This window comes from Daejeonella sp. AP26 (assembly GCF_056680515.1).
This window is the reverse complement of the sequence record NZ_CM155286.1, coordinates 4,604,304-4,623,527: the sequence shown is the minus strand read 5'-3', so window position 1 is coordinate 4,623,527 and position 19,224 is coordinate 4,604,304. Positions and strand designations below refer to the sequence as shown.

Sequence of the window (19,224 nt, the reverse complement as noted above, 5' to 3'; positions counted from 1 at the left end):
TCTGTGTCTGGATATATCTCGCTGCCATTGAAACGATAAACTAGCACAGGTTTCGGGAGGTCATTCCCGTTACCCAATTTTAGACAATAGCTATGTGTGTCTTTTTCTCCATCGTTAGGAACGGCGACTTCCCATAGTTCATATGAATAATGAAGTCTTCCAGGAACCCCAGCAGATCCTCCTCCAAGCGATAATAGATAGTTAATATTCTCCATTCAGCAAATATAACCAGAATCAACACGTGAATTTTAAAACTGCTTTTACCTTTCCGAAGCTTTAAAGCAACACCATAAGACAAACAGTAGGTTGGATCGAAGCTATTTTTGAAAATGAACATAACCTTAACACCAGATTTCACAGAAGCAGATCTTCAAAAGGAAATTGATGCGTTTTTAGACCGAATCGTTCGGGTTATTGGCAATGAGGTTGAACAGCTTGCGCTTGAAATTATCACCGATGCCAGGTTAAAGACAGCAGCACAAGGCGGGTTCAATGATGATACCGGCAACCTCCGAAGCTCAATTGGTTACATCTTGCTCTATGATGGCCAGACAATACATGAGGACTTTCAAGAATCTAATCAAGGCTCGGACAGAGCAACCGGAATTGAGTTAGGAAGATCCCGGGCTAAATCTATTGCAGCTGAGAACCCAGAAGGTTGGGCCGTTGTTATTGTTGCCGGAATGGACTATGCTGAATCGGTAGAAGCAAAAGGGCGCACAGTTATCACTGGTAGTACTTTAGGGATGGATGCCAGGTTAAACAAGGCGTTGCATAATGTATTGAGAGCATTTGAATAAAGACAGAGTTTGACAAGCACCATTAAGCCCGTTTATTGAACGGCTTTTTGTTACTTCCATCAAACATATTTTTTTATAAATAGTAGTAGATTTGCAGAGGGATTTCAAGAACCTTTGTACATTATTTGTACATTATGTTTTTATAATCCGATAACCGATTGAAAATCAATTCATTAAACAAAACAACTATGTCATCAGTAGAGACAACTTACGTTCCTTACAAAGTTAAGGACATAACATTGGCCGAATGGGGTCGCAAAGAGATCGGACTGGCGGAAGCTGAAATGCCGGGTTTAATGTCCCTTCGCGAAGAATTCGGGCCATCAAAACCATTAAAGGGTGCACGTATCGCCGGATGTTTACACATGACCATCCAGACTGCAGTACTTATAGAAACACTTGTTGAGCTGGGTGCTGAAGTTACCTGGTCATCATGTAACATCTTTTCAACACAGGATCATGCTGCTGCTGCCATCGCTGCTGCCGGTATCTCTGTTTACGCCTGGAAAGGTTTGAACGAGGAAGATTTTGACTGGTGTATTGAGCAAACACTTCATTTCGGACCTGAGCGCAAGCCATTAAATATGATCCTTGACGATGGTGGTGATCTAACCAATATGGTCTTTGATAAATTCCCTGAGCTGATCGCTGAGATTAAAGGTCTTTCGGAAGAAACTACTACTGGAGTTCACCGCTTACATGAGCGTATGAAGAACGGAACATTACACATTCCGGCGATCAACGTAAATGATTCGGTTACCAAATCAAAGTTTGATAATAAATACGGTTGCCGAGAGTCTTTGGTAGACGCAATTCGTCGTGCAACTGACGTGATGATGGCCGGTAAAGTAGGCGTGGTTTGTGGTTATGGAGACGTGGGTAAAGGATCTGCAGATTCTTTGCGTAATGCAGGTGTTCGTGTTATCGTTACTGAAATTGATCCAATCTGTGCTCTACAGGCGGCGATGGAAGGTTTCGAAGTTAAACAGTTGAACACTGCTATCAAAGAAGCTGATATAGTGGTTACTGCTACCGGTAACTGTGACATTGTTCGTGCCGAGCATTTCAAAGCTTTGAAAGACAAGGCTATCGTTTGTAATATTGGTCACTTCGATAACGAAATTGACATGGCCTGGTTAAATGAAAACTACGGCAATACAAAAGTGGAGATCAAACCTCAGGTTGATAAGTATACCATTGATGGTAAAGACGTAATCGTTTTAGCTGAAGGTCGCCTGGTAAACTTAGGCTGTGCTACAGGTCATCCATCCTTTGTAATGTCTAACTCATTTACTAACCAGACCCTGGCTCAGCTAGAGCTTTGGACCAACACCGGAAAATACGAGAACAAAGTATATACGTTACCGAAACATCTTGACGAAAAGGTTGCCCGTTTGCACTTGGCCAAGATCGGTGTAGAACTGGACGTTTTAGAGCAGTACCAGGCAGAATATATCGGTGTAACTGTAGACGGCCCGTTCAAGCCTGAAACTTATCGCTATTAGTATTTGATATTGTTCAATAGTTATTAAAAGCCGATCTTTATTGATCGGCTTTTTTTGTTAGCTCTTAAATCAAGACTATGAAACTATACCTCGTACTTTTTACATTACTATTCAGCGCGGCTATTAGCTCGGCTCAGCAAAAGCCCGCGATAAAGAAAAGCGGACAAGTTCTTTCAAACCGGGCTGTGGAAGCTTCCTGCGGGCAGTGCCGGTTTAATATGGAAGGTAAAAGCTGCGACCTTGCAGTTAGGATAGACGGTAAAGCTTATTTTGTTGATGGAACCGAAATCGATGATCATGGTGATGCGCATGCGAAAGATGGATTTTGTCAGAAAATAAGAAAAGCTCTAGTTTCCGGACAGGTAGTGGATAATCGTTTTAAAGCAACTTCGTTTAAGTTGCTGGCAGAAGAGAAAGTTTTGCAAAAAAGCAAATTATAAACGATCATATCCTGTTCCTTGTCATCTTGACGAAGAAAATATGCCCAAAACATTCGACTTCAAGAATCTTAAGCTGATCGATCCACATAAACTATGACCAAACTCTCCGTTAACATCAATAAAATAGCTACCCTCCGGAATTCCCGGGGTGGCAATAATCCCGACCTTGTCAAAGTAGCCTTAGATGCCGAGCGATTTGGCGCGCAGGGAATAACGGTTCATCCACGTCCCGATGAACGACATATCCGTTACCAGGATGTATTTGACCTGAAGAAGGTAATCAGTACTGAATTCAACATTGAAGGGAATTGCACAGAACAGAAATTCGTAGACCTGGTACTAGCTAATAAACCGGCGCAGGTTACTCTGGTACCTGATGCAGAAGGTCAGTTGACAAGCAACCACGGCTGGGATACTGTTAAGCATCAATCTTATCTCAAAGAGATTATTACTGAATTTAAAAACGCCGGGATCCGCGTATCGATATTTGTTGATCCGGTGAAGGAAATGATTGAGGCCGCAGCAACAACCGGTACCGACCGAATCGAGCTTTACACGGAGGCTTATGCCGTGGGATACCATCAGGATAAAGAAAGGGCAATTCAGCCATATACAGAAGCCGGAAGAATCGCGGGCGAATTAGGTTTAGGGTTAAATGCTGGTCATGATCTGGACATTCAAAACCTTCAATACTTTGCACAGAACGTTCCTGGTTTACTAGAGGTAAGCATCGGTCATGCGTTAATTTGTGATGCTCTCTATTATGGATTGGAAAATACTATTCAAATTTATTTGAGAAAGCTAACTCCCTTGGAGAGCATTGCATAGCCCATTACTTTGCTAACTTTGTGGGCAAGACATAAGCTATCAAAGATCTATGATCACCAGTCTTCACATCAATGACTTTCTAAATATTGCTAAAACGACCCCAGTCGTTGATGTCCGCACGCCTCTTGAATTTAATCATGCTCATATACCCCAAGCTTTTAACCTCCCTATTTTCTCAAACGAGGAACGCGTTAAAGTAGGTACTACCTACAAGCAACAAGGCAGGGAGGATGCTATTCTACTGGGTTTTGATCTAACTGGTCCGAAATGGTCGGGTTTCATTCAAAGAGCTCTGGAAATTGCACCGGATAAGAAAATTGCTGTGCATTGCTGGCGCGGTGGTATGCGAAGCGGCGCCATGGCCTGGGCGCTGAATCTTTATGGATTTAAGGTCTATTTGCTGGAAGGTGGTTATAAAGCCTTCCGGAATTGGGTCCTTAACAAGTTTAATGAACAATATAACATTTTAATCCTTGGCGGCATGACTGGCTCCGGAAAGACCCGTGTTCTTAAAGAACTTAAGATGAAAGGTCAGCAAGTCATTGACCTGGAGGCATTGGCCAATCACCAGGGTTCAACCTATGGGTCTATGGGCAAGGAGTTACAACCCAGCCAGGAATACTTTGAAAACCTACTGGCTATAGAACTTGATTCACTTGACAATACAGTTCCTGTATGGCTGGAGGACGAAAGCCTCACCATTGGTAAACGATTCATTCCGAATGGAATTTGGCACCAGATGCGCCAGTCACCAGTAATAAAAATGGTTGTTCCGCTACTTGAGCGAGTTCATTTCCTGACGGAGGAATATGGTTGCTTAGATCCTGAATTTCTTATCGAATCTACCCAACGAATTGGAAAACGCCTGGGTCCTGAACAAACTCGGGACGCGATAATAGCTATACAACAAAATCGAATGTCCGACTTCGTAAGGCAGGTTTTAGCTTACTACGATAAGACCTATACCGGCGGACAAAGCAAGCGCAATCCTGGAAGTATTTACCCTATCGATTGTGTGAATACAGATCCTAATAGTAACGCGGTTATCATTCTATCTTATTTAAATTCATTACAACTCTCACCTGCATATTTCGCTTTTCGTTAATTGCCAATAAATCATCCTTCACAAGATAAATATGACTACCGAATCAATAAAATTGACACAATATTCTCATGGCGCTGGATGTGGCTGCAAAATAAGCCCTGCAATACTGGATAAAATATTACATAGTACTATTATCAATAAACATGATCCGAAATTATTGGTCGGAAATGATACGCGGGATGATGCTGCAGTTTATGATATAGGAAATGGTACTGCACTGATCTCTACTACCGACTTTTTTATGCCAATAGTGGATGATCCTTACGACTTCGGGCGTATTGCCTCAGCCAATGCGATCAGTGATGTTTATGCAATGGGTGGCAAGCCTGTGTTGGCTATCGCGATACTTGGATGGCCCATTGATAAGCTTTCTCCTGAAGTGGCTCAACAAGTTCTGGAAGGTTCCCGAGCTGTTTGTGCAGAAGCCGGTATCACGTTAGCGGGTGGGCACAGTATCGACTGTCCGGAACCGGTTTTTGGCTTAGCGGTAAATGGAATTATTAACATTAACAACCTAAAGAAGAATTCGACTGCCGTTGCAGGTTGCAAGCTATACCTGACTAAAGCTTTGGGAGTAGGGATTTTAACAACTGCGCAAAAGAAAGGAATTCTGCAACCGCTGCATGCATTCATTGCCCCTGAAAGTATGGCGATGCTCAATAAAATTGGCCAAACATTTGGAGAACTTGAATATGTAAATGCCATGACCGATGTAACTGGGTTTGGATTGATCGGACATTTGTCAGAGATGTGCGAAGGAAGTAATTTACAGGCGGTAATTGAGTTTGATAAGGTTCCAAAGATTGACATTTTAGATGGATACCTTTCTCAGGGTTCGGTTCCCGGGGGAACTAACCGTAATTGGGCTAGCTATGGCCATAAGGTGATGCCTATAACTGAACATCAAAAACACATATTGGCTGACCCACAGACTAGTGGAGGGCTACTTGTTGCGGTAAGTTCTGATAGAACCGAGGATTTTGAGGCCCTCCTTCACCACCATGGGATACCTGAAAAAAATATTATTGCTTTTGGATGGCTTGAAGAAAAGCAAAACGAACATCTCATCCGTGTTATATAATCGTGCAAAGATATATTCCAAATTAAAGAAATTAAGACTGGAGAATATTGAGCAACCAACACTACGCCCACTGTAAAATGATAGGGAAAAACCTTACTTTTGCAGCATCAAAAACCCCCTCATTTTAATGAAGTTAAATATAGATTTCCAGGAAAAATTTGAGCAGCGTCATATTGCTCCCAACGAGCAGGATACTGCTGAAATGCTTCAGACAATTGGCGTTAATTCTATAGATGAATTGATAGATCAAACAGTTCCCCCTCAAATCAGGTTAAAAAATCCGCTAAACCTTCCTGCTGCAAAAAGTGAATTCGATTATTTAAATGATCTTAAGCAAACTGCTTCTAAGAATAAAGTTTTTAAATCTTACATCGGCCAGGGTTATTATGACGTGATCGTTCCTGGTGTTATCCAGCGCAATATCTTTGAAAATCCAGGTTGGTATACCCAGTATACTCCTTACCAGGCTGAAATAGCACAAGGCCGCTTACAAGCATTATTGAATTTCCAAACAATGGTGATTGATCTTACCGGGATGGAAATCGCAAACGCCTCCCTGTTGGACGAAGGTACTGCGGCGGCTGAAGCGATGTTTATGCAGTATAGCATGCGTAAGAATCAGCAAGCAAACATCTTTTTCGTTTCTGAAGAACTATTTCCCCAAACTATAGATATTTTAAGAACCCGTTCTGAGCCTTACGGAATACAACTACAAATTGGCAATCACCAAACCGTTGAATTGACGGAAAATATGTTTGGAGCCATCGTACAATATCCGGCTGGGAATGGGGCGGTCTATAACTATACTGACTTTGCACAACTAGGCCATAAAAAAGGTATTAAACTAACCGTTGTTGCCGACCTCATGAGCTTAACGCTGTTATCGCCTCCGGGAGAATGGGGAGCCGATATAGTGGTTGGAACTACCCAGCGTTTTGGAATTCCAATGGGATTTGGTGGTCCGCACGCAGCTTACTTTGCTACAAAAGAGGAATACAAGCGTTCCATGCCCGGCCGTATTATAGGCGTAACCATTGATAACGCAGGTAATTATGCGCTGCGCATGGCCTTACAAACTCGCGAACAGCATATTCGACGCGATAAAGCAACTTCCAATATCTGCACGGCTCAGGCCCTTTTAGCAATTATGGCTGGCATGTATGCTGCTTACCATGGCCCGAAAGGATTAAAATTAATCTCAGAACGTATTCATGGGCTAAGTGTTTTATTGGCTAAGTCGATTGAGAATTTGGGTTATAAACAAGATAATGAGTTCTTCTTTGATACGCTAAAATTTGAACTTGGCGATTTGGCCAGTTCTATTCATGCTGAAGCAGTAAATAATGAAGCTAATCTAAATTATAAAGGCCAGTCGGTTACTATCTCACTGGATGAGACAACCTCACTTGATGATGTTAAAACTTTGGTTCGCGTATTTGCGAAAGTGAAAGGCAAAACATTAGCCGATTCGGAGTTAGAAAACTTAAGTTCTGACATATCAGCACAACTGCCTTCCGAGTTAAAGCGAACTTCAGAATATTTAACACATCCAGTTTTTAATACACATTATTCGGAGCACGAGATGCTTCGTTATATTAAATCACTGGAAACGAAAGACCTCTCGTTATGTCATTCGATGATCGCGTTGGGTTCCTGCACGATGAAGCTGAATGCAACTACAGAAATGATCCCAATTACCTGGCCTGAGTTTAGTAAAATGCACCCATTCGCCCCGACTGACCAGATAGGCGGTTACATGCAGGTATTTACAGAGCTTAACAACTGGCTGAGTGAAATAACCGGCTTTGCAGCGATGAGCTTACAACCAAACGCAGGTGCTCAGGGTGAGTATGCCGGGTTAATGGTGATCCGGGCATACCACATGGATCGCGGGGATATGCATAGAAACGTAGCCCTGATCCCTTCGTCTGCTCACGGCACGAATCCGGCGTCGGCAGCGATGGCAGGGATGAAGATCGTGGTGGTAAAATGTGATGAACGCGGAAATATCGATGTAACCGATCTTAAAGCAAAAGCAGAAAATCACAAAGATGATCTGTCATGCTTGATGGTCACCTACCCATCTACCCATGGTGTGTTTGAAGAAAGTATAATTGATATTTGCCAGATCATTCATGACAATGGCGGACAGGTTTATATGGATGGTGCTAATATGAATGCCCAGGTAGGTTTAACCAGTCCGGCAACTATCGGCGCTGACGTTTGTCACCTGAATCTTCACAAAACCTTTTGTATTCCTCATGGCGGCGGCGGCCCGGGTATGGGTCCAATTGGAGTAGCCAAGCACCTGGTCAAATATCTTCCCGGACACGGAGTAGTTGATATTAATCATGAGAAATCTATTCATGCAGTTTCATCAGCTCCATGGGGTTCAGCGTCTATCCTTATCATTTCGCATGCTTATATAGCTATGATGGGTGCGGATGGTTTGGCTAATGCAACGAGATACGCTATTTTGAATGCCAATTACATCAAAGCAAGATTAGAGAATTCTTACCCTGTTCTTTATTCCGGATCAAAAGGCCGTTGTGCTCACGAAATGATCCTTGATTGCCGTTCATTCAAATCATTCGGAATAGAAGTTACTGACATTGCGAAGCGTTTAATGGATTACGGCTTTCATGCACCAACAGTGTCCTTTCCGGTTGCTGGCACGTTGATGGTTGAGCCGACTGAATCAGAGCCGAAGCACGAGCTGGATCGTTTTTGTGAAGCGATGATCTCTATACGCGGAGAAATTGCAGAAGTGGAGAACGGGGAATCTGACAAGACGAATAATCCGCTTAAGAATGCACCTCATACCTCAGCTGTTGTGACGGGAAATGATTGGACTCATTCTTATTCACGTCAGAAAGCTGCGTTTCCGCTACCTTATGTTGCTGCTTACAAATTCTGGCCATCTGTCGGACGAGTGAATGATACTCATGGTGACCGCACTTTGATCTGTTCATGTCCTCCAATTGAAAGCTATGCTGAAGAGACTGTTAGTTAAAAATTGATTACATTTAATGAAGCCTTGTATTTTAAATAATACAGGGCTTTTTCATCTTCTCAGATCTATGAAAATTTTCGCCCCCGTTTTCTTTATTCTCCTTTTTCCTCTAAGCCTCATTGCACAAACGAAATCCATCGACCAGGTGAAGGCCGCGCTTGATGGGCATGTAGAGGCCTGGAACTCCGGACGGATTGAAGATGCAATAGCATACTTCTATAATTCTGACAGCTTGCTTTGGGTAAACAGAGCAGGAATAGAGAAAGGCTATCAACCTATATTGGGCAATTATGTGGAAGATTTTGCCGACCGCTCCAAAATGGGAACATACAGCTACGAGCCGCTCTACATTGAGTTGTTATCATCAAAAAGCGTATATTATGTTTATCGCTGGAAGATTGAGCTTAACGGGAAAAGACTAAGGGGCGGCGTTTCATCTCAAATATGGAAAAAATCGAATAAAAGGTGGCTAATTTTTATTGAACACTTCAGCTGAAACCCAGTTCAGGGAAAATACGTATCTTAAAATCAAATACTTATATTATTTTAGACAAATATTTTACTGTCGCTTTCAGCTTTACATGCTAATTAGATTTAAGAGCCTTTTCTCTGTATTTATCATACTTTTTACGTTAACTACTTCCACAGTCGCTTATAGTCAGTCAGTGACTGTGAGGTTGCAACTCAAATGGACACATCAGTTTCAATTTGCCGGCTATTATGCAGCTCTTGAGCGAGGTTACTACAAAGACGAAGGCATCGACATGCACCTCATTGAAGGAGGGAAAGATATTTCACCTATCCATGTAGTTTCAGAAGGAAAGGCTGAATTCGGGATTTATGATCCTGAGGTATTGTTCAAAAATCCCAAAGAAAACCCATTGACAGTGGTTTTTGCCACCCTTCAAAGCTCTCCCTACGCCATTCTTTCCAGACCTGAAAGCGGGATCAGGCGGCCAAGCGATCTGGTTGGTAAGAGAATACTTTCTGCCGGTGACCAGGGATGGAGTATATTCAAGGCCATTATGTTGAAGGAAGGTCTGGACGTAGATAAATCCCGAATTATACCCCGCCTTAAGGACTCCGAAGAGTTAATTGACGGCGAGGTGGACGCTGTAGTCACCTACGCCACCTCACAGCCAAGCCGGTTACGGAAGTTAGGTCTTGATCCCCTGGTGATGAGACCTTTAGATTATGGGGTGGATTTTTACGGTGACGTCATTTTTACGTCTAAAAAATATGCTGATGAATCGCCTGAAGTTGTAGAAGCCTTCAACAGGGCTACCCGCCGTGGCTGGGAATATGCTTTGAGTCATAAAGAGCAATTGGCAGGTGAAATCCTAACATTGCCGGGAGTTAAGGAACGAGGTATAACCCGGCAAAACTTGTTGGATGAAGCCAGAGAATTGGAGAAATTAATTCTGCCAAAATTTGTTGAGATCGGTCATATGAATGCTGGAAGGTGGCAGAATATGCTTTCTATCTACCAGGAACTTGGCCTGGCAAATGCGGATTTAACTCTGAAGGGGTTTCTTTTCAATCCAGCAGAGCAGAAGAATAACGGGTGGTATGATATCCTTACATATACCCTCATGATTGGTGGTTTGTTATTTCTAATAGCCATTGTATTGAATTGGGAACTTCGCCGACAAGTGAAAGTTAAAACGAATGCGCTTTTAAATGAAAACGAGGAACGTAGAAAAGTTGACGCGAGGCTCGAGCTTGCTATTGAAGCAGCAGGGCTGGGTTTATGGGAGCTGAATTTAAACGATAAAACAGCGCATCTAAATCAACGTTGGATATTAAACCAGCTGGGTTACCAATGGGACGATACGTCTAAAGATCTTCGAAAATGGGATTCTTTGATCCATCCTGAAGATAAGGCCCGTGTAGAAAAAGTCAATCAGGACTTTTTAGCGTCCCGCAATTCTTCAAATACAATTAGCTATCGTGTTAAGACCAGCACTGGCGACTGGCGATGGATATTGTCATTCCGTAAAATTTCAAATCGTGATGAGAGTGGTCAGCCAACTAATATAACCGGGTTGCACCTTGATATTGATTCAATTAAAAGAAAGGAATTTGAACTGCAACAACTTACGAAGGAGCTGCTTAAGAAGAATGGTGAACTTGAAAAATTCGCTTATATAACCTCTCACAACCTACGTGCACCGGTAGTTAACCTTAAGAGTCTTACAGAAATGCACGCCGCTGGTGATCTGCCGGACGAATTGGAGGATGAGATTAATTCTAAGATAAGGCAGTCTGTTAAGCAATTAGATAACACCCTAAACGATCTTGTTGAAATCGTCTCAAGTAAGTCCGGTGAACAAATTGTCAGAGAGAGTTTAAATCTGAATATTGAGCTTAACCAAGTGATGACAAGTATTGAGAATCAAATCAAATCATCAAATGCAATTGTCGAAACAGATTTCTCTAAAGTTGAACACATTAATTTCCCAAAAAGGTACTTAACAAGTATTCTGCTTAACTTGTTAACTAATGCGATTAAATACCGTTCGCCTGAAAGGCAGCTAATTATTAATATTAGCACTCGTGTAGACAGAGATTTCACTGTGTTGTCGTTCGCCGATAACGGCATTGGAATCAATATGCCGAAATTTGGACATAAGGTGTTTGGCCTTTATCAACGGTTCCATACTAATATTGACGGTAAAGGGCTTGGCTTATACATTATAAAATCTCAGGTTGAAGCTATGGATGGTAAAATCGGAGTACAAAGTGCAGAGAACAAAGGGACGACATTCCTTATTTATTTCTATGACCCTCACCATCAACCAGCGGAACTAGCCAGTAATGAGAAATAAGATTAGGAAGAATGGTTCACTATTTGTTTACCCGTTTACTTTTTTAAGATATATTTGAAGTCCAAACCATTAAAATGAAGAAATTATTATCAACACTAACTTTATGTACTGCTACGATCTTATTTGTGGCATTCACAAATCCAATTAAAACAGAGACTTTTAAAGTAGACACTGAACTATCATCCATTGACTGGATTGGCCGTAAGGTGACCGGAGAGCACACCGGTAAGATTAAAATTACATCAGGCGAAGTTGTATTGAATGGCAACGCTATAAAAGGAGGCTCTTTTACTATGGATATGACCTCTATTACCTCGGATTCTGAGAGATTAACAGGTCATCTGAAAACTGATGATTTTTTCTCAGTTGAAAAGAATCCCACCTCTAAATTTGTGATCACAAAAGTTACCTCAGCCGGTGCCAACCGTATCAGCGTAACTGGTAATCTAACGATCAAAGGAATCACTGAATCAATTTCGTTCCCAGCCAGCGTAAAAAAAGAGGGAAACTCTTTAGTCGCAGTAGCCAAAAAGGTATTGGTTGACCGTGCAAAATTTGACATCCGCTACGGTTCGAAAAGCTTTTTCAATGATATTGGAAATAAGGCAATTGACGACAATTTTGAACTTGGAATTAACCTGGTAGCGAAGAAATAATAAAGCTATTTGAAAGCCTGCGACATTCCATCGCAGGCTTTTTTTGTAACTAGAGCTCGGGAAGTCTCTCTGCCTGTAATGAATGAGACTTAATTGATAAAAACTATACTTTAAACTATTCGAAATGATTAAGCTTTTGGTTATTGACGACGATGACATCAACAACTTTTTACTAGGCCATTTGCTTAAGAAAAGCGACTATCCTGTAGAATCAAAAATGTTTACAGATCCGGTTATCGGACTTAACTATATCGTTAATTTGCCTGAAAAGAATGCAGCGCCTGATTTGATACTATTAGATATTAATATGCCCCAAATGACTGGCTGGGATGTGTTGAATGAACTTCGTAGTAGTGGCAGAGGGTTTGAAACGGTTAAGAAGGTGTATATGCTATCGTCATCAGTACATATTACCGATTTGGAGCAGGCAAAGGAATATCCGGAGGTTTCGGGATTTATTTCTAAACCTATCACCCTTGAGTTTCTATCAAAAATATTCCTTGAAATAATCGAGTCTAAACCGGCAGTATCTTAAAATGCTCACCATCAAAACTAACTTTAGCTATTGCTTTTGATTTAGCATGATAGAACAGACAAGTCCAATTGCTTTCCGCCGCTTTCTTACCATATTCCTCCCGTAGTTCCATTGAGCGACGCCCATCAAAGTCGTACTTGGCCATAAACTTTCGAAGAAGTTGCTCAGGTTCTGGTAAAATGTCAGCCCCAAAAAAAATCGTTTCGTTATCCTCCTCTATTAAAAAAACCTGGTGATATTCACAGTGTCCTCCCGTTAATTCGTAGCTGATCTGATTGTTCAATTGCCCGGAGCCTTCTACAAAACGTATACTTCCGCTTCGCTGCAGCACATCGAATATTTCTGTCTTATATGACTTTGATGGTTTGCTGTAAGCCGCTTCCCACTCGCCTCGCTGAATAACATACTCTGCATTTGGAAAGCTTAACTGCACGCTTTCGCCGTTGTGATGTACAATCCCTCCTGAATGATCAAAATGGAGATGCGACATTAGAACTAATGATACATCATCGGGATTGAAGCCTGCTTTTCGAATGTTATTATGCAGGATAAAATTACCTTCTGCGTCGTTGAAACCAAGCCCTGTATCTACAAGTATTAAATCATCCTTGGTTTCTACTATAAACGGCTGAACATAAATGAATAAAGAAGCGGGACGATCCTTGACATGATGTATGGCCGGATCAAAGGGCATGAACTTTTTAGAAACATCTACTGAATATGATCCTTCGTATAGAGCGGTAGCTATCAATGTTTGTTATGTTTATTACCTTAATTAGTTACTTTTACGGTTCGTGTTAGAGCATAATTCCAGCCAGCTACGAAGAGCCAAAGATATGCAAAAAAGATGGGTGGAACGGGAACCTGAAAATCCCGCCACAATAGCAGAGTTGCAAACAGCATTAAAAATTGACGAAGTTTTGGCTACTTTGCTTGTTAAACGAGGTGTGAAAACCTTCAATGAGGCACGCGACTTTTTTCGCCCCGACTTGTTGCAACTACACGATCCTTTTCTAATGAAGGATATGGACCGGGCAATCCTTCGGATCGAAAAAGCAATAAATTCCGCTGAAAAAATCTTGATATACGGAGACTACGATGTTGACGGTACAACCTCCGTTGCTTTAGTTTATAGTTTCCTCAAAAAATATCATTCTAAAATAGATTATTATATTCCTGACAGATATAAAGAAGGTTACGGAATCTCGACAGCAGGCATTGATTACGCTGCTGATCATAACTTTTCGCTTATCATAGCTTTAGATTGCGGTATAAAATCGGTTGATAAAATAGACTATGCCAACCTGAAAGGGATAGATTTCATTATCTGTGACCATCATCTTCCAGGTGACACACTACCAGCTGCGGTGGCCGTTTTAGATCCAAAGAGAACAGATTGCCCATATCCTTACAAAGAACTTTCAGGTTGCGGAATCGGTTTCAAACTGGTACAGGCTTTCGCACATAGAAATAATATCCCCTTTGCCGATATCCTTTGTTTTCTTGACCTTGTTATGGTCAGCATCGCTTCAGATATCGTACCTATTACAGGTGAAAATAGAGTACTAGCATGGCACGGCTTAAAACGATTAAATTCTGAGCCTTGTAAAGGTTTATCAGCATTGATCGATATAGCCGGAAGAAAAGACGCCTATTCTATTACGGACGTTGTTTTCATGATTGGTCCCCGCATAAACGCCGCTGGCCGGATAGATGATGCTAAACACGCGGTAGACCTGTTAATTGCAGACACGATTGAAGCAGCCTTTGCAAAGGGTGAGGATATCAATTTAAAAAACACGGAGCGGAAATTGCACGATAGTTCAATAACCGAACAAGCTCTGGCTTTAATCGACAACGATCAGCAATTGATTTCCCAAAAAACTACTGTAGTTTATAACGAAGCGTGGCATAAAGGCGTTATTGGCATTGTAGCTTCCAGACTAACGGAAAAATACTACAGACCGACTATTGTACTTACACACTCTAACGGGCACATAGCTGGTTCAGCACGATCGGTGTTTGGCTTTGATCTTTATGAAGCCCTCAGCGAATGCAGTGACCTGCTTGTACAGTTTGGCGGGCATAAATATGCGGCTGGTCTAACGATGATGCCGGAGAATCTAGCTGCATTTCAAGCCAAATTTGAGAAAGTTGTTTCTTCGTCTATTCCTGACGAGCTTTTAGTGCAAGCCATACATATTGATGCAGTCTTGAAACTGAAGCATATTGATGCCAAGTTCTTCCGTATTCTAAATCAGTTTGCACCTTTTGGCCCGCAAAACATGGCACCTGTATTTCTAAGCCGCGACGTGTTTGTACAGGGACAAGCAGCATTAGTTGGGAGCAACCACCTGAAGATGTGTATCAGACAACTGGATTCAACTTTTTTTGAAAGCATAGGCTTCGGCCTTGCCGAACATATTAACAGTTTGAATAACGGAGCCAGGTTTGATGTTTGCTATACTATTGAGGAGAATGTTTTCAAAAATAAACGGTCGCTGCAGTTGAATATTAAGTCTATGAGACTGAGCGAATACCATCATTGAAGAGGATGCTCTAGCAACCTGACAAGCACGTTTTTTTATATTTGTAAAAATGATTTTAAAGGCAGAAAACCTCGTAAAAAAATATAAGCAACGAACTGTTGTAAATAACGTTTCATTCCACGTTGCTCAAGGGGAAATTGTTGGTTTACTGGGACCTAACGGAGCCGGTAAAACAACTTCATTTTACATGATTGTAGGTTTGATAAAACCCAATGAAGGACATGTTTTTTTAGAAAATGAAGACATCACCTCTGATCCAATGTACCGGCGGGCCCAAAAAGGAATTGGGTATCTGGCACAAGAGGCATCCGTATTTCGAAAGTTATCAGTAGAAGATAATATAAAGGCTGTACTTGAAATGACCAAGTTAAGCAAGAACGACCAAAGAGATAATCTGGAGCAGCTAATAACTGAATTTAGCTTGCAAAAAGTTCGCAAAAACCGTGGGGATCTATTGTCTGGCGGTGAACGCAGGCGTACGGAAATAGCCCGAGCTTTAGCAGCAGATCCGAGTTTCATCCTGCTAGATGAGCCTTTTGCAGGGGTTGATCCAATTGCTGTTGAAGAAATTCAAACTATTGTCGCGAGATTGAAGCTCCGGAACATAGGAATTTTAATAACGGACCATAATGTACAGGAAACTCTATCAATAACAGACAGGGCCTATCTTTTAGCTGAAGGCAAAATCATGTTAACAGGCACTCCTATGGAAATTGCCAATAATGAAATGGCTAAAAAGTTCTACCTTGGGCAGAATTTCGAACTCCGAAAGAAGAAAATCACAATATAACATCTTAGAACAAATGACGATCGTAAACTCCATTTTTACATGGATCATGAAGAAACGGATGCATCAAATAGAACTATTTGTCAAGTATCCGCATGATGTTCAGGAAGAATGGTTTCAAAGCCTTATTTCGTCAGCACAACACACTGAATGGGGTAAGGAACATGGCTTTTCATCAATTTACAGTCAAAATACCTTTAAAGAGCGAGTACCGATTCAGAATTACGATACGTTAAAGCCATACATCGAGCGAATGTTGAAAGGCGAGCAGAATGTGCTTTGGCCTTCAGAAATTAAATGGTTTGCCAAATCGTCCGGCACTACCAGTGATCGCAGTAAGTTTATACCAGTTAGCGAGGAAGCTCTTGAGGAGTGTCATTTTAAAGGAGGAAAAGATCTGCTGACCTTATATTGCAATAACCGTCCTAACACTAAAATTTTTACAGGTAAGTGCCTTGTTTTAGGCGGCAGTCACCAGATTAATCAGCTGAACTCAGAATCATCATATGGAGATTTGTCGGCAGTCTTGATTAAAAACCTTCCTTTCTGGGCTGAATTCTATCGCACTCCGGAAATGTCTATTACCTTGATGGATAACTTTGAAGAGAAGGTTGAGAAGACCGCAAGAGCTACCATTGATGTGAACGTTACCAACTTATCAGGAGTTCCCACCTGGAATATTGTTTTAGCCAAGCGCGTACTAGAAATAACAGGTAAAGAGAATTTACTGGAAGTATGGCCCAACCTGGAGCTCTATTTTCATGGAGCGGTCAATTTTACACCTTATCGCGAACAGTTTAAGAATTTGATTCCTTCTGACGGCATGTATTATTTGGAGACTTACAATGCATCCGAAGGCTTCTTTGGTATTCAGGATCAGTCAAATTCTGAAGAGATGTTGTTGATGCTTGATTACGGAATCTTCTACGAGTTTTTACCTATGGAAAACATTGCCGATGAGAATCCGAAAACTCTCGGACTGGATGATGTAGAACTTAATAAAAATTACGCAATTATCATATCAACCAACGCAGGCTTATGGCGCTACATGATTGGCGACACGGTGAAATTTACGTCACTATCACCTTTTAGAATTAAGATAACAGGTCGTACAAAGCACTTTATAAATGCATTTGGCGAGGAACTTATCATAGATAACGCAGAGAAAGGTTTAACCAGGGCTTGTCATGAAACCGGAGCAATAATCAGGGACTATACTGCAGGACCAATATATTTTAAGGGAAATGAAGCCGGGGGGCATGAGTGGATTATTGAATTTGAGAAATTACCAGATAATAGCGATCGGTTTACTGATGTGTTGGATAAAACGTTGAGGGAAATAAACTCTGACTATGATGCTAAGCGATTCAAGGATCTTGCCTTACGTCGTCCCCTGATCCATATTGCCCCTGAAAGAACTTTCTATAATTGGATGAAGAATAGAGGCAAATTGGGAGGTCAGCACAAAGTGCCCAGACTAGCGAATGAAAGGGTTTACTTAGATGATATACTGAAAATGATGAAACTGTAGGTCAGACATATTCCTTAACCATTTTTATATCAATCAATGCTTACGATTTTGCCCAGACAGACTAGCAAACCATATTCTGTTTAGCAATTTTTACTCCGTGTCATTCCATCTCCACTCGCCTGAAATTTGCAAAGGCTCTTTCAAATTATTTCTGAGCAGAAAATCACGGGTTTGTGTATCGTTTAATCTGATGGAGGGGATAGTTTTGGCATCAGCCAAACCAAAGATCAGCATAGAGTTGAAACGGACGGTATTTTTCATGTCCTGCTCATCTACAAGGTCGAATGAGTCGCAGTCCGCATGATAGCAACGACCTGAATTATTCGGCAACTTACCTCCTGCTGCACCACCTGTAGGAATACCCTGTAACATAAAGGGCTGATGATCACTATGTAAACCGGCACCACTTGAAAAGATATTTTTAAAGCTTGTATCAATAGCTGCAGCAATGCTGCCAATCGATTCAAATAATTCTTTTGATTCAACTGAGCTGGAACTGTAGCCTTTAGGATTGTTGGTCATGTCGTAATTTAGCATATACCTGATCTGGTTAGCGGAATTGTCTTTAACAGCGTTTTCGACATAAGCCTTCGAGCCAAGTAATCCTTGTTCTTCACCCATGAACATGACGAATTCAACGCTACGTTTAGCCTGCAATTTTAAAGCTGAAAAAGTGCGCGCCATGTCGAGTATTGAAAATGATCCTATACCATTGTCAATAGCACCGGTTGCAAGATCCCAGCTATCTAGATGACCTCCTACCACAATCTTTTCACCCGGTAATTCGGCGCCTTTAAAGGTGGCAATTACATTACGGGCTCTGATTAACCCAGAAAAATTAGTCATTGAAATACTGGCCTCCAACTGTTCATTTTTCAATTTCTCTTTAAAATTCATTCCATCTTCAAAACCAATACAAACAGCCGGAAGTGGTACAAGCTTACCGGTCACAGACGCTGTACCTGTTAACAAAACTCCCCCAGGGACGGTGTTGAATATCATAACACCAGCAGCACCATACTTTGTTGCCAAAGCAGTTTTTTCTGACCGGTGCAGGTTTTTTAAACCTGGCTTTGAACCCGGCAGAATACCCAGATAGATAAGTGCAACCTTACCCTTTACCTTATCAGGGTTGACTAAATAATCTTCTTCGAGACCATTATTCATATCGACAAGAGCGGTGTGTACATTGGCTTTTACCGGAGAGTGTGCAAGAGAAACCGACTTAATTTCAAATAGCTTGCCATTCAGACTGACCATTGTTTTTAATGTTCCGCGACTCCAGCTTTCAACCTCGAAAGGCTGATATCTCACCTGGAAACCATATGATTTTAAGAGATTAAAGGCATATTCCTCTGCCTTTTTCCCGTTTTCAGAACCCGTAAGACGATGGCCGATCTTTTCCGATGCATCCTTTAGAGTAGAATACGCTCTCGAATTATTTTGTACTTCGTGATTAATTTTTGCGAAAACTTTATTCCAATCCGAAGTTGGTTGCGCAAATACAGATTGAAAACTTAAAATGAAACAAAAGATGGGAAATAAGGACTTAGTCGTCATGCTAAA

The 19,224-nt window shown here is 41.4% G+C and carries 17 protein-coding genes; 14 read left to right on the top strand and 3 right to left on the bottom strand.

Annotated features, from left to right (window positions below; translation table 11 throughout):
- Positions 1-79: 79 nt before the first annotated feature.
- Positions 80-337 carry a hypothetical protein gene (locus tag AC1MCB_RS19705; RefSeq protein WP_479966435.1) on the bottom strand — a complete coding sequence of 86 codons (258 nt, stop codon included), beginning with the start codon at positions 335-337 and terminating at the stop codon, positions 80-82.
- Here AC1MCB_RS19705 and AC1MCB_RS19700 point away from each other — a divergent pair.
- The 11 genes from AC1MCB_RS19700 to AC1MCB_RS19650 all read left to right on the top strand — a co-directional run bounded on the left by AC1MCB_RS19700 (position 330) and on the right by AC1MCB_RS19650 (position 12,791).
- A complete protein-coding gene (locus AC1MCB_RS19700) occupies positions 330-800 on the top strand; it encodes a hypothetical protein (protein WP_479966434.1) in 471 nt (156 codons plus the stop codon). The two genes, AC1MCB_RS19705 and AC1MCB_RS19700, sit on opposite strands and share 8 nt — an antisense overlap.
- A 188-nt stretch (positions 801-988) precedes the next feature.
- Entirely contained in the window at positions 989-2,305 is a 1,317-nt protein-coding gene (gene ahcY, locus AC1MCB_RS19695) for an adenosylhomocysteinase (protein ID WP_479966433.1), read from the top strand.
- Between the two features lie 77 nt (positions 2,306-2,382).
- Positions 2,383-2,745: a DUF6370 family protein gene (locus tag AC1MCB_RS19690; RefSeq protein ID WP_479966432.1), complete on the top strand. Its 363-nt coding sequence runs from the start codon at positions 2,383-2,385 to the stop codon at positions 2,743-2,745.
- Positions 2,746-2,838: 93 nt separating this feature from the next.
- The gene (locus AC1MCB_RS19685; RefSeq protein WP_479966431.1) at positions 2,839-3,573 is read left to right on the top strand and encodes a pyridoxine 5'-phosphate synthase; all 735 of its coding nucleotides are present in this window, start codon (positions 2,839-2,841) and stop codon (positions 3,571-3,573) included.
- Between the two features lie 49 nt (positions 3,574-3,622).
- A complete protein-coding gene (gene mnmH / locus AC1MCB_RS19680) occupies positions 3,623-4,678 on the top strand; it encodes a tRNA 2-selenouridine(34) synthase MnmH (protein ID WP_479966430.1) in 1,056 nt (351 codons plus the stop codon).
- Between the two features lie 31 nt (positions 4,679-4,709).
- Complete coding sequence (selD, locus tag AC1MCB_RS19675) at positions 4,710-5,759, top strand: selenide, water dikinase SelD (RefSeq protein ID WP_479966429.1); 1,050 nt, start codon at positions 4,710-4,712, stop codon at positions 5,757-5,759.
- Positions 5,760-5,886: 127 nt separating this feature from the next.
- Positions 5,887-8,772: an aminomethyl-transferring glycine dehydrogenase gene (gene gcvP / locus AC1MCB_RS19670; RefSeq protein WP_479966428.1), complete on the top strand. Its 2,886-nt coding sequence runs from the start codon at positions 5,887-5,889 to the stop codon at positions 8,770-8,772.
- Between the two features lie 67 nt (positions 8,773-8,839).
- Entirely contained in the window at positions 8,840-9,268 is a 429-nt protein-coding gene (locus AC1MCB_RS19665) for a DUF4440 domain-containing protein (protein ID WP_479966427.1), read from the top strand.
- Between the two features lie 85 nt (positions 9,269-9,353).
- The gene (locus AC1MCB_RS19660) at positions 9,354-11,600 is read left to right on the top strand and encodes an ABC transporter substrate-binding protein (protein ID WP_479966426.1); all 2,247 of its coding nucleotides are present in this window, start codon (positions 9,354-9,356) and stop codon (positions 11,598-11,600) included.
- A 74-nt stretch (positions 11,601-11,674) separates the two neighbouring features.
- Entirely contained in the window at positions 11,675-12,256 is a 582-nt protein-coding gene (locus AC1MCB_RS19655; protein ID WP_479966425.1) for a YceI family protein, read from the top strand.
- A gap of 124 nt (positions 12,257-12,380) precedes the next feature.
- Positions 12,381-12,791: a response regulator gene (locus AC1MCB_RS19650; RefSeq protein ID WP_479966424.1), complete on the top strand. Its 411-nt coding sequence runs from the start codon at positions 12,381-12,383 to the stop codon at positions 12,789-12,791.
- On the opposite strand, the gene AC1MCB_RS19645 is transcribed toward AC1MCB_RS19650, so the two are convergent.
- Positions 12,772-13,485 carry an MBL fold metallo-hydrolase gene (locus tag AC1MCB_RS19645; RefSeq protein ID WP_479968764.1) on the bottom strand — a complete coding sequence of 238 codons (714 nt, stop codon included), beginning with the start codon at positions 13,483-13,485 and terminating at the stop codon, positions 12,772-12,774. The two genes, AC1MCB_RS19650 and AC1MCB_RS19645, sit on opposite strands and share 20 nt — an antisense overlap.
- Positions 13,486-13,627: 142 nt before the next feature.
- Here AC1MCB_RS19645 and recJ point away from each other — a divergent pair, with 142 nt between their 5' ends.
- Genes recJ through AC1MCB_RS19630 form a run of 3 tightly spaced genes read left to right on the top strand, consistent with a single transcriptional unit; the run spans position 13,628 to position 17,658 of the window.
- Positions 13,628-15,340: a single-stranded-DNA-specific exonuclease RecJ gene (gene recJ / locus AC1MCB_RS19640; RefSeq protein WP_479966423.1), complete on the top strand. Its 1,713-nt coding sequence runs from the start codon at positions 13,628-13,630 to the stop codon at positions 15,338-15,340.
- A gap of 49 nt (positions 15,341-15,389) precedes the next feature.
- Positions 15,390-16,130: an LPS export ABC transporter ATP-binding protein gene (gene lptB / locus AC1MCB_RS19635; RefSeq protein WP_479966422.1), complete on the top strand. Its 741-nt coding sequence runs from the start codon at positions 15,390-15,392 to the stop codon at positions 16,128-16,130.
- Positions 16,131-16,143: 13 nt separating this feature from the next.
- Complete coding sequence (locus AC1MCB_RS19630; RefSeq protein WP_479966421.1) at positions 16,144-17,658, top strand: GH3 auxin-responsive promoter family protein; 1,515 nt, start codon at positions 16,144-16,146, stop codon at positions 17,656-17,658.
- Between the two features lie 90 nt (positions 17,659-17,748).
- On the opposite strand, the gene AC1MCB_RS19625 is transcribed toward AC1MCB_RS19630, so the two are convergent.
- Positions 17,749-19,218: a M28 family peptidase gene (locus AC1MCB_RS19625; protein WP_479966420.1), complete on the bottom strand. Its 1,470-nt coding sequence runs from the start codon at positions 19,216-19,218 to the stop codon at positions 17,749-17,751.
- Positions 19,219-19,224 lie beyond the last annotated feature (6 nt).